Genomic DNA, 11,407 nt, shown 5'->3' on the forward strand with positions numbered 1-11,407 from the left:
TTTGAAGGAATGTGAATGGCGTTTTAACCACAGTGAGATAAAGTCTCTTGTTCCATTTTAAAACAATTAGTAAAGCAGAATTTATTCTAGTTATCTAATACAGCCCCTTTTTTTATGTTTTACAGTTTACCTTGTTGCTTATCAAGATGACGGCTATAAATCAGCGAAGTCAGAATTGATGTACCCAGCGCACCGAACACCACCGACAGCGAAATCGAAATCGGAATATGAATCCAGTGCATAATCAACATTTTTACGCCGATAAAGCTCAACACAAAGGCCAAACCGTATTTCAGGAAAATGAAGCGATCGGCAACATCGGCAAGCAGGAAATACATCGCACGCAAACCCAGAATTGCAAAAATGTTGGACGTTAACACGATAAACGGGTCGGTAGTCACGGCAAACACAGCAGGAATACTGTCTACCGCAAAAATCACGTCGCTTAACTCAACCATAATCAGCACCAGAAATAGCGGCGTAGCGATGCGTTTGCCGTTTTCTATCGTAAAGAATTTTTCGCCGTTTAATTCGTGACTGACCGGCACATGTTTGTTCAGCCAATTGAGCAGTTTGTTTTGCGACAAATCCCCACCCTCGTCATCGCCGCCGCAGGTTTTAATCATGTGCAGACCGGTGTAGAGCAAAAATGCGCCGAATAGGTACAGAATCCATTCAAACTGCTGCACCAAAACCGCGCCGACAAAAATCATGATTGCACGCAGCACGATCGCACCGAGCACGCCGTAAAGCAGCACGCGGTGTTGGAATTGCGGCGGCACTTTGAAATAGCTGAAAATCATCAGAAAGACGAAAATATTGTCCACCGCCAGAGATTTTTCCAGCACATAGCCGGTAAAAAATTCTAAAACTTTTTCTTTTGCTACTACTGCGCCGTAAGCCGGATTGCCGGCAAGCTCGAAATACAGCCATAAGGCGAAACCGCAGGATACCGCCACCCAAACACATGACCAAGCCAAGGCTTCCCTGACACTGACTTTATGTGCGCCGTTTTTTTTCAGCGACAGCATATCGATGGCAATCATGACCAACACGACAATAAAAAAGACACCGTAAAACAACGGCGTACCGACCGAAGGATGATCTGTCATCTGTATAACCCTTAAGAATTTATTTTTTCAGACGGCATTCTGACATGCCGTCTGAAAAACTACCAACAAATTTCGTTAACATCATTTAATCTGTTGTTGCTAAATCAATATTACCAATTAAAATAGAACATCGCTTTGGCTAAAAACACAATCAGCAGCATATGGGCAAACACCACAACATGAATATATTTCGACCAGCCCACGGTTAACGTGCCCCGCGCCATTTTCACTACGGCGACGGCAAAATGCAGCAACACGCTAAACGCCAGCAAAACTTTGAGAAACAGCATCGCACCGAAAGACGAGGCAAACGGTTGATGGAACACCGGCACATAGCGTTCAAACACCATCACCAAGCCGGATAAAAACAACACAATCACTACCGGCGGCATTACCCGCACGGCACGATACGACATCGCCTTTTCCACTTCACGCCGCGCCTCGCGTGAGACGCGTTTGGTGTGCATGACCGACAACACCAACATCTCAAAAAACACACCGCCGACAAAAGCAATCGCGCAAAACAAATGCACAATGTGTGCCACCGCATAAATACTCATCGCTGATTCTCTATCCTTTTAAAATTGCCGTCATAGTGTACACCCGCCGCAAAAGAAGTGCCACGCATAAAAAAATTTTCTTAGTTTAAAGAGTCTTTACTTTTATAAGATATTATTAAACCAAGTTTGTGCCATACTAGACTGACTATACCAAACAACATAAATCCTTTTGGATTGGAGACTTTTATGAAATCAATCATCACCAAAACCGTTGCCCTGATTGCCGTTGCGGCTTCTTTGAGCGCTTGTGCAGGCATGTCTACTTCTCAACGCAACACCGCAACCGGCGCCGTTGTCGGTGGCGTGGCCGGTAACTTGTTGGGCGGCGATACAGCTTCTACTTTGGGCGGTGCAGCCTTGGGCGGCGTAATCGGCAGCCAAGTAAACCGTTAACCGGACAAACACCACAAAGGCCGTCTGAAACCTTTCTCCAGTTGGTTTCAGACGGCCTTTTCTCATGCGGAAAACTATTCGCCCAACGGTTCAATTTCTTGCGTATCGTCTTTCTTAAAGCGCAATATTTCTATATTTCAAAATCATTTTGCCGATTTCATAGGCCATACGATCGCTCGCACCGCGATGTGCCGACACAAACGCTTCGGCATTGCCTCTCAAACGATTGCCCACTTTCGCATCATTCAAACACGCGGCGGCAGCTTGCAACCACTCTTCCGCACTCTTGACCTGTTGCGCCGCACCGGCTTTGACCGCCAAATTGCACGCGGCGGCAAAATTATAAGTAGACGGCCCGAACAAAGTCGGCACGCCGCAGGCAATCGGTTCGATGATGTTTTGACAGCCGGTATCGACCAAGCTGCCGCCGACAAAAGCCACATCCGCACTTAAATAATAGGCAAACAATTCTCCCATGCTGTCGCCAATCCAGACTTGCGTGTGCGGCGACACCAATTCATTGTCGCTGCGTTTTTGTACCGTAAAGCCTAAGCCGGCTGCGGCATCAAAGGCCGTCTGAAAACGCTCGGGATGGCGCGGCACGATTACCAGCAGCGCATCGCCTTGATATTGCTGCCATGCTTTCAATAATAATCCGGCTTCATCAGTGCCTTTGTGCGCGCGCGTACTGGCGCACAACACCACCGGCCGATTACCGATGCGTTCTTTAAACGCGGCGGCCAAAGCGCGCATGCCTTCCGGCGGCGTGATATCGTATTTGGTATTGCCGCAAACATGCACATTCGATGCGCCGATTAAGTGCAAGCGCTCGGCATCGGCGGCAGTTTGGGCAAAGCAGCCGCTCAAAGTCTGCATGGCAGGCGCGACCAGCCGGCGGATTTTCAAATAACCGTTTTGCGATTTTTCCGACAAACGCGCGTTTGCCAAAAACAGCGGCACACCCTGCTCGGCACAGCCGTAAATCAGATTCGGCCAGATTTCGGTTTCCATCAACACACCAAACCGCGGCTTGTGTTCGCTCAAAAACTGCTCAATCCATTCCGGCTTGTCATACGGCAGATAGCGGCATTGCGCATCAGGGAACAATTCTTCGGCGGCGGCGCGGCCGGTCGGCGTCATCTGCGTCAACAGCAGCGGTGCATCAGCAAAATAACGGCGCAAGGCGGTAACCAACGGCAGCGCGGCACGGGTTTCACCCACCGACACGGCGTGTATCCAAATCGGCTGGTGCACGGGATCGGGCAATGGCGCGCCGAAGCGTTCGTCCCAATTATCCAAATAAGCGGGCGATTTGGCGGCACGTTTTTTCAGATAACGGCGGATCAGCGGCGGCGCGGTTTTCCAAAGTTGTTTGTAAAGCCAACGGTTTATCATCTATTTCTGCTTTGAGGGTGTCGCGGTTCTTTGCCCATTCTAGCTTATTTTAAGTGCAAATGCGAAACTCAGGCTGTCTGAAAACCTGAATATTCGGCTTTCAAACAGCCTGAGACCTTTGCAAAACCCTGGATTTGAGTGCAGCTCAAAGTTGTAGCAGTACACAAAGCGCAGACATATTATGAAGACAGGCAAGCTTTCGAGCAGCACACAATGAAAAAATGTGCCCAAAATAGGGATTTGAAAGGCCTCGGCCTACTCTTCTGCAACTTCGCCCGCCCTGCCCTCCAGCAAATAAGTGCGCAAACGTTGCAGTTCATGGCCATCCAGCCAGCGGCGGCGGGTGCGCTGCAGCAAAATCACCAAGCCGGCGACTTCATTACGGGCATTTGCCCCCAACCATAAAAAGCCCTGCCAATCAAAGGGCAAATTCTGCGCCAGCTTTTCCAATTCGGGATTCGCGGCGTTGCCAAAGCGAATGCGGCGTGCGTAATGTCCTTTAATCAGGCGCACGGTCAAACGCAATTCGCGCTGCAACTGGGCAAACTGGCGGCTGATGAGTTTGGCTTCGTCTTCACTGGTTTGCGGCTGCTGCAGTTTGGCAGAAGTGGTCAGCAGCAATTCGGTGCTGTTGACGATTTTGCGGTGCGCCAACTGCATCGATTCCATCATTGGTTTACCGATATGGCTCTCGCCCGACATGGCATCAAGATGGCTGCGGCTTTTTACCAAACGCGCGTTAATCTGCTTCATTTTGACGCGGTTTTGTTCCAAACGCTCACGCGTCATGTGTTGGCCGTTGCTGACTTCAGAGATGATGCGGCTGCATTCGGTCAGATTATCCGCCAACATAAAGCGCCACATCAAAGTTGAACGCAAAGGCAACAATTTGGCCGCGCCTATTGCAATCAATGCGCCGATCAACACATTCAACGCACGCGTCACGCCGCTGTCGAGCCAATCCATACTACTGTCGCCAATCAGCATACACATGGTCAAGCCGACCAGCATGGGCATGTAGCCGTTTTTACCGACCGCCGCCCAGCCCGACAGCGCGCTCAGCAAACCTACCGCCACATAAAACAATATGCCGCCGTGAAAATAATGCTGGTTCAGCCACAATACGCTCAAACCCACGCCCAAACCGATGACCGTGCCGAGCATCCGCTCCACCGCCTTGGAATAAATCGCGCCCTGAAACTGCAGCATACCCAATACGATAAAGACCGTCATGCCGATCCATTCGCCGTGTTCGACTTGCGGCAAACGCGCCAGCAGTGTGGCGAACACCACCGCCAACCCTAAACGCACGGCGTGAATCAGGCGGCGGTAACGGTAGCGTTCATAAGAATTGAGCCAGCTTTCGACAAAGTGCGCACGCTCGGAGGTACGGCGGCGTGAGAAGGCGGAAGTTTTGAAGAAAGACGGTTTTTTGAATGTGAAGGGGCGCATAAATGTTGAGGTTTAAAGGGTTTATTGTTTTTAAAATAGAATCATCCAGGCCGTCTGAAAAAGCATCGATTTTCGATCTTTTTATTTTTCAGACGGCCTTTTCAATCAGTAATCAATACGGTTCAAATCTCCACCATCGGCAGCGGATAACCATGGCTATCGACATCACCACGCGCCAGCCACGGCGCGTGAATCACGTCTTTGGGCAGGTGGGCGAGCTCGGGCAGATGACGGCGGATAAACGTGCCGTCGGGGTCAAACTGCTGCGCGGCGACAGTCGGATGCAGCACACGCGGGGCGTGCAGCGACAGCAATCCGGCGGCTGTTTGCCAGTTGCCGAGATTGACGGCAGCCTCATCGTCCGACTGATTGTGCGCAAACCAGCGCGCACCGTGCTGCCAAGGCTGTTGCAAGGTCACGCACCAAAACTGCGCGGCCGCCTGCCGCAATACCGGTGGCAACCAACCGCTGCGCTGCAAATAACGCATGGCGGCATCGATGAGCGGAAAACCGGTTTCGCCTTGCGCCCAACGGCAGAAAAAATCGGCATTGAAAGCGGCATCCTCATCAATCTGCCGCGCCGCTTCGGGATAATGAAACAGCCATTGCTGATAAAAATCGCGCCGAATCAGATTCTGCAGCCAATCATGCGCACCGCGTGCAGCGGCTTCTGCGGCCAACGCCCGCGGCGAAATGCAGCCGGCGGACAAATACGCACCCAATTGCGACGTGGCTTTTTTGGCGGGGAAATCTTTTAACAAGGGATACACGCCCAATTGCGGTACAAACTGCCGCCATTGCCGCCAAGCCGCCTGTTCGCCACCTTGCAGCATCAATGCGGCCGGTTCAATTTCGGGAAACGGCGGTAAATCGGCAAAGGCCGTCTGAAACGGAATATCGGGCTGTTCAGACGGCCTTTGTCCGACAATCTGCTGCTTAAAAGCATGGAGCCAAGCCTGTTTATACGGGACAAATTCAAGATATGGGCGGCCGTGTTCGCTCATGATGTCGGCCTTGGCAAAGACGGTGCGGTCATTGAACCGTTCAAAAGCAATGCCTTGCGCGTCCAATAGCCGCCAAATGCGGTTGTCGCACTCGGTTTCAGACGGCGTGTAAGCTTCGTCGGCCAACACGCTTTGCGCATTCAAACGTGTGGCCAAATCCGGCACAGCTTCCGCCACATTCCCCTGTACGGAAAACAATGGCACACCTTTGGCCGACAATTTCGCCGACAACTCTGCCGCCGCCTGATGATGAAACGCCGTTTGGCGCGGATTCACACTTTCAGACGGCCGCTGCCACGCATACATTGCTGCCAGCGGCAAACCACGCGCCACAGCGTGCTGCAGCACGGCGTTATCGGACAGACGTAAATTGCGGCGAAACCAAATCAAGGTGATTTTTTGCATAGCTTAGGCCGTCTGAAATCAAGAAAACTGATTTTAGCAGAATTCGGTTTTATTGAATAATAGATTGATTTAACGAAACAAAAGGCCGTCTGAAAGGCACACAATCCATACCTTTCAGATGGCCTGGGACCTTCGATATTCCCTATCGGCGCAAAGCCATATTGTCACGGTGAATCAGCTCTTCTTCCTGTGCATAACCGAGTTTGTCATGGATATGATGCGAATCGGTTTGCAGGATTTTAGCGGTTTCGTCGCTGCTGTAATTGATTAAACCGCAGGCGATTTCTTGGCCGTTTTGATCGATGACGGCCACCAGTTCGCCACGGTGAAAATGGCCTTGCACGCCAATGCAGCCGACGGGCAGCAGGCTGGCGTGTTTTTCGGCCACGGCTCGCGCGGCACCGCTGTCGACGGTGATTTTACCGGCGGTTTGGATGTGGCCGAGCAGCCATTGTTTGCGGGCGGCAACGCGGCTGTAGGTACTGGTGAACAGCGTGCCGATGGATTCGCCTTGTTGCAGTCGCACCAAAACATTCGGCTCGCGGCCGCTGGCGACTACGGTGGCTGCGCCGCTCAAGGCTGCGCGTTTGGCGGCGGTGACTTTGGTAAACATACCGCCGGTGCCGACGCTGCTGCCTGCGCCGCCGGCCATGGCTTCGAGTTCGGGATGGTCGGCTTCGATTTGATGGATAAATTTGGCGTGCGGATTTTTGCGCGGGTCGCTGCCGTATAAACCGCTTTGGTCGGTGAGAATCACCAGCGCATCGGCGTCGACCAAGTTGGTCACCAGCGCACCCAAAGTATCGTTGTCGCCGAGTTTGATTTCATCGGTGGTAACGGTGTCGTTTTCGTTGATAATCGGCACAATGCTTTTTTCGACCAAGGTCAGCAAGGTGCTGCGGGCATTGAGATAGCGGGTGCGGTTGCTCAAATCTTCATGTGTCAGCAACACTTGCGCGGTTTGGATGCCGTGGTAGGCAAAAGCATATTCGTAAGCCTGAGCAATACCCATTTGGCCCACCGCTGCTGCCGCCTGCAATTCGTTGATGGCGGTAGGGCGCTTCGCCCAGCCCAAACGCTTGATGCCCTCGGCAATAGCGCCGCTGGAGACAAAAATGACCTGCACGCCTTTGGCTTTCAATTCGGCAATCTGCGTCGCCCAACGGTTGAGCGCGATTTGGTCGATGCCTTTGCCCTCGGCGGTAACAAGGCTGGAGCCGACTTTGACGACAATCAGTTTGGCTTGCGACAGGTTTCGGATGGTCATGGTAGATTCACTTCAGGCTAAGTTTTGCAATGGTTTCAGTCAGCTGAAAAATATCGGGGGCTGTATGTTTTCTGTTCCCCTTCTCCCTAACCCTCATGGGGAGGGGACAGGTTACAGGGGCGGCGGCAGTTTCAGACGGCATTGAAATGTTCTAGGCCGTCTGAAACATTATTGAACGTTGCGTGCGTTCCAAAAATAACGCCATACGAAACAAGGGAATGCGAAAATCAAATACAGGCACACGGTTATGGCATAAAATTCCCATTCCTGCGGATGCACGGCACCGGCACGCGATTCGAGCAGATAAGCCAGTGCAGCGGTGATGCCGAAGCCGATAAACAGCTCCAGCAGGTGGTGGCCGAAATGCTTTTGGGCCACGGGAATCACGCCCAAGAGCTTATTAGTTAAAAAAGGTGCGTTGGCGAAAATCAGTGCCAACAGCAACAGGATGTACATGGATGCGGTCATTTTGGTCTTTCGGGTTTCAGACGGACTGATGGTGTTTTGAGGCCGTCTGAAAAAAATCTTTTTGGTTTATGCGGGGTTGTGATTGGGTTTAAGCCCAACGTTTTTCAGACGGCCTCAAAACACCATCAGTCCGTCTGAACAACACACCTGCTATCTTAACAAAAAACGGCAACCTTTTGCAGGTTGCCGTTACTTTTCTTCGTCGTTTACAACGTATTATTCAATGCCGCGGCACACCAGTCGATAACGGTTTGCGGCATGATACCCCACAATAGCAGCAGCAAGGCGTTAACGGTCAGCACGAATTTCACCGCGTAGTTGCCGCCGACAGGTTGGTCGTGATCGGCTTCGTCGAAATAAATGGTTTTCACCACACGCAGGTAATAAAACGCACCGATCAAACTCATGATGACGGCAAACACCGACAAGCCGGCATAGCCTTGCAACAACAGCGCTTTAATCACGGCGAATTTGGCGTAAAAGCCCATCAGCGGCGGAATACCGGCCATCGAGAACATACACAGCAGCATCAAGAATGAATACCAAGCGTGGCGTTGGTTTAAGCCGGCCAAATCTTTGATGTCTTCGCATTCGATGGTTTCGTTAGACAAGACCATCAATACGCCGAAGCCCACCGCGCTCATCACGGCATAGGTAATCGCGTAGTACAAACCCGCCGCAAAACCTACCGCACCTGCCATAAAGGCCAGCAGGATAAAGCCCATGTGCGAGATGGTCGAATAGGCCAACATACGCTTGATGTTGGTTTGCATGATGGCGGCCAAATTACCGACCAACAGCGATGCCACCGCCAAAATCGCCAGCATTTGCGACCAATCTTCAAAATTGGTGCCCAAACCGGTTACCAAAATACGGAAGGCAAACACCACGGCGGCGATTTTCGGGGCGGTGCCGACAAAGGCGGTCACCGAAGTCGGCGCACCGTGGTACACGTCGGGTACCCACATATGAAACGGTACGGCGCCGAGTTTGAACGCAATCGCCACCACGATAAACACCAAGCCCAATTTCAGCAGCCAATCGTTGGCTTCTTCGTTAAACGCCGTGGCCAATACGCTGGCAAACTCCAGCGAACCGGCCGCGCCGTAGACCATGGAAATACCGTAGAGCAGCAGACCCGAAGCCAAGGCGCCGAGCACGAAATATTTCAGTGCGGCTTCAGCGGAAGCGGCGGAATCGCGACGCAATGCAATCATGGCATACAGAGACAGCGACAATAGCTCCAAACCGATATAGGCCGTCAGAAAATGACCGGCACTAATCATCACGCTCATGCCCAACAGCGCAAACATCGACAGCGTGTAAAACTCTCCTTTCAACAGCGCGCGCGCCTCATTGTAAGGTTTGCTGTAAATAAACAGACCCGCCGTCAGGCCGTAGAGCGTGAGTTTGGCCAACCGCGACATGCCGTCGGCAATATACATGCCGTGAAAAGAAGACGTGCTGCCTTTTTCCCACACCGCCAATTGCACCAGTGTCACAATCACCATGCCGGCCAAGCTCATGGTGTGGGTAAGAAAACGCTTGTCATCGCTGATCCACAAATCGGCCAGCAACACCACGCACAACACCGCCAGCAAAACGATTTCAGGCATGGCAGGAAGTAAATTCAAATCAGTCCAGTTCATTCACACACCTCAAATCTTGCTTTGCGCGACTTGCGTAATCAGGTCGTTGGCCGCCTGATGCACCACTTCGATAAAGGCTTGCGGATACAAACCCATGCCCAACACGACCACCGCCAATACCGCCAATACGGCAAACTCGCGGCAATTGATGTCTTTCATTTCCGCCACCTGCGGATTATGAATCTCGCCGAAAATCACGCGTTTATACATCCATAAGGTGTAAGATGCGCCGTAAATCAGCGTCAAGGCAGCGAGTGCGCCAATCCAGAAATTGGTTTCCACCGCACCCATAATCACCATAAATTCACCGACAAAGCCTGAAGTGGCCGGCAAACCCGCGTTCGCCATGCCGAACAGCATCATAAACGCGGCAAATTTCGGCATCACGTTCACCACGCCGCCGTAATCGGCAATATTGCGCGTGTGCAGGCGGTCATACATCACACCGATACACATAAACATCGCCGCCGACACAAAACCGTGTGAAATCATCTGAATAATCGCACCCTTCAGCGCCCAATCATTCAGACTGCCTTCCACAAACAAAAACATACCCAGCGTCACGAAACCCATGTGGCTGATGGAAGAGTACGCCACCAGCTTTTTCATGTCGGTCTGCACCAAAGCCACCATACCGATGTAAATCACCGCAATCAGGCTCAACACTATCATCACCGGCGCAAAAAAGCGCGCGGCATCGGGCACAATCGGCAAAACAAAGCGCAAAAAGCCATACGCACCCAGCTTCAGCGTAATCGCCGCCAACACCATCGAGCCGCCGGTCGGCGCTTCAACGTGGGCATCCGGCAGCCAGGTGTGCACCGGGAACATCGGCACTTTCACCGCAAAAGACAGGAAAAACGCGCCGAACAGCAATTGCTGCACCGTCAGCGGAATCTGTTTGATGTTTTGCAATTCCACAATTGAAAAGCTGCCGCCCGCCTGATACGACAAATACACCAGCGCCACCAGCATCAGCAGCGAACCCATCAGCGTATAGAGAAACAGCTTCACCGACGCATACACGCGGCGCGGCCCGCCCCACACGCCGATAATCAGATACAGCGGAATCAGCATGCCTTCGAAAAACACATAAAACAACAACGCATCCTGCGCCGCAAACGCCCCGTTAATCAGGCCGCTCATGATGAGAAACGCCGCCATATACTGCGCCGTGCGCTTCTGAATCACTTCCCAACCGGCCACGACCACCATCAGCGTGATGAACGCGTTCAAAATGACAAACAGCACCGAAATCCCGTCCACACCCAGCGCGTAATTCACTTTCAAGAGCGGAATCCACTGATAAAACTCGGTGAACTGATAACCAGCGCTCAAACGGTCGAATCCGGTAAACAACGGCAGCGTGACCAAGAATCCGGCCAAAGCACCGGCAAACGCGATGATACGCGCCAAAGGCGCACGCTTATCCTTGCCCGTGGCCAATACCAGCAAGCCCGCGGCAATCGGCACCCATATGGCCAGGCTGAGTAAGTGGTTGGAAAACATGTTTTTTTCCTGTGGTTTTTAGTTTAATTTAAACAGCTACGGTTTTATCTGAGGCCGTCTGAACAATGGCGATGTCTTTGGTTTCAATGTTCAGACGGCCTAATAGTCCTTTACCAACCCAACCCCTTACATTCCGGCGGTAGAAGGGGAAGATTGCTGCATCGCTCAATGATTCCTCTTTCAGACGGCCTCA

At 52.0% G+C, this 11,407-nt stretch carries 11 protein-coding genes and 1 pseudogene; 2 read left to right on the top strand and 10 right to left on the bottom strand.

The window, feature by feature from the left end:
- Window positions 1-90: pseudogene (locus ACFPVS_RS09250) on the top strand (IS1595 family transposase); the annotation flags it as partial.
- Window positions 91-119: 29 nt separating this feature from the next.
- Here ACFPVS_RS09250 and ACFPVS_RS09255 read toward each other — a convergent pair.
- Together ACFPVS_RS09255 and ACFPVS_RS09260 are read right to left on the bottom strand one after the other, a co-directional pair.
- Window positions 120-1,112, bottom strand: a complete 993-nt coding sequence (locus tag ACFPVS_RS09255) for a TerC family protein (RefSeq protein ID WP_378595700.1) — start codon at window positions 1,110-1,112, stop codon at window positions 120-122.
- 110 nt (window positions 1,113-1,222) lie between these two features.
- Complete coding sequence (locus ACFPVS_RS09260; protein ID WP_123804625.1) at window positions 1,223-1,672, bottom strand: CopD family copper resistance protein; 450 nt, start codon at window positions 1,670-1,672, stop codon at window positions 1,223-1,225.
- Window positions 1,673-1,858: 186 nt separating this feature from the next.
- On the opposite strand from ACFPVS_RS09260, the gene ACFPVS_RS09265 reads away from it, so the two are divergent.
- A complete protein-coding gene (locus tag ACFPVS_RS09265; protein WP_123804626.1) occupies window positions 1,859-2,065 on the top strand; it encodes a glycine zipper 2TM domain-containing protein in 207 nt (68 codons plus the stop codon).
- Between the two features lie 114 nt (window positions 2,066-2,179).
- Here the strand turns inward: ACFPVS_RS09265 and waaA are convergent, their stop codons facing one another.
- From waaA to ACFPVS_RS09305, 8 genes are all read right to left on the bottom strand, one after another.
- On the bottom strand, window positions 2,180-3,460 hold the full coding sequence (waaA, locus tag ACFPVS_RS09270; protein WP_378595701.1) for a lipid IV(A) 3-deoxy-D-manno-octulosonic acid transferase: 1,281 nt from the start codon (window positions 3,458-3,460) through the stop codon (window positions 2,180-2,182).
- A 255-nt stretch (window positions 3,461-3,715) separates the two neighbouring features.
- The gene (locus tag ACFPVS_RS09275) at window positions 3,716-4,912 is read right to left on the bottom strand and encodes an FUSC family protein (RefSeq protein ID WP_123804628.1); all 1,197 of its coding nucleotides are present in this window, start codon (window positions 4,910-4,912) and stop codon (window positions 3,716-3,718) included.
- A gap of 122 nt (window positions 4,913-5,034) precedes the next feature.
- Window positions 5,035-6,321, bottom strand: coding sequence for an FAD-binding domain-containing protein (locus ACFPVS_RS09280; RefSeq protein WP_123804629.1), 1,287 nt, complete (start codon window positions 6,319-6,321; stop codon window positions 5,035-5,037).
- Window positions 6,322-6,463: 142 nt separating this feature from the next.
- Complete coding sequence (proB, locus tag ACFPVS_RS09285; RefSeq protein WP_123804630.1) at window positions 6,464-7,588, bottom strand: glutamate 5-kinase; 1,125 nt, start codon at window positions 7,586-7,588, stop codon at window positions 6,464-6,466.
- Between the two features lie 168 nt (window positions 7,589-7,756).
- Complete coding sequence (locus ACFPVS_RS09290) at window positions 7,757-8,056, bottom strand: DUF2818 family protein (RefSeq protein ID WP_378595702.1); 300 nt, start codon at window positions 8,054-8,056, stop codon at window positions 7,757-7,759.
- Window positions 8,057-8,262: 206 nt separating this feature from the next.
- Window positions 8,263-9,705, bottom strand: a complete 1,443-nt coding sequence (nuoN, locus tag ACFPVS_RS09295) for an NADH-quinone oxidoreductase subunit NuoN (protein WP_123804632.1) — start codon at window positions 9,703-9,705, stop codon at window positions 8,263-8,265.
- A 9-nt stretch (window positions 9,706-9,714) separates the two neighbouring features.
- Window positions 9,715-11,214, bottom strand: a complete 1,500-nt coding sequence (locus ACFPVS_RS09300) for an NADH-quinone oxidoreductase subunit M (RefSeq protein ID WP_378595703.1) — start codon at window positions 11,212-11,214, stop codon at window positions 9,715-9,717.
- Window positions 11,215-11,242: 28 nt separating this feature from the next.
- On the bottom strand, window positions 11,243-11,383 hold the full coding sequence (locus ACFPVS_RS09305; protein ID WP_158608770.1) for a hypothetical protein: 141 nt from the start codon (window positions 11,381-11,383) through the stop codon (window positions 11,243-11,245).
- Window positions 11,384-11,407 lie beyond the last annotated feature (24 nt).

Origin of the sequence: Neisseria weixii, from assembly GCF_042658245.1 — a bacterium.
Classification (GTDB): Bacteria; Pseudomonadota; Gammaproteobacteria; order Burkholderiales; family Neisseriaceae; genus Neisseria; species Neisseria weixii.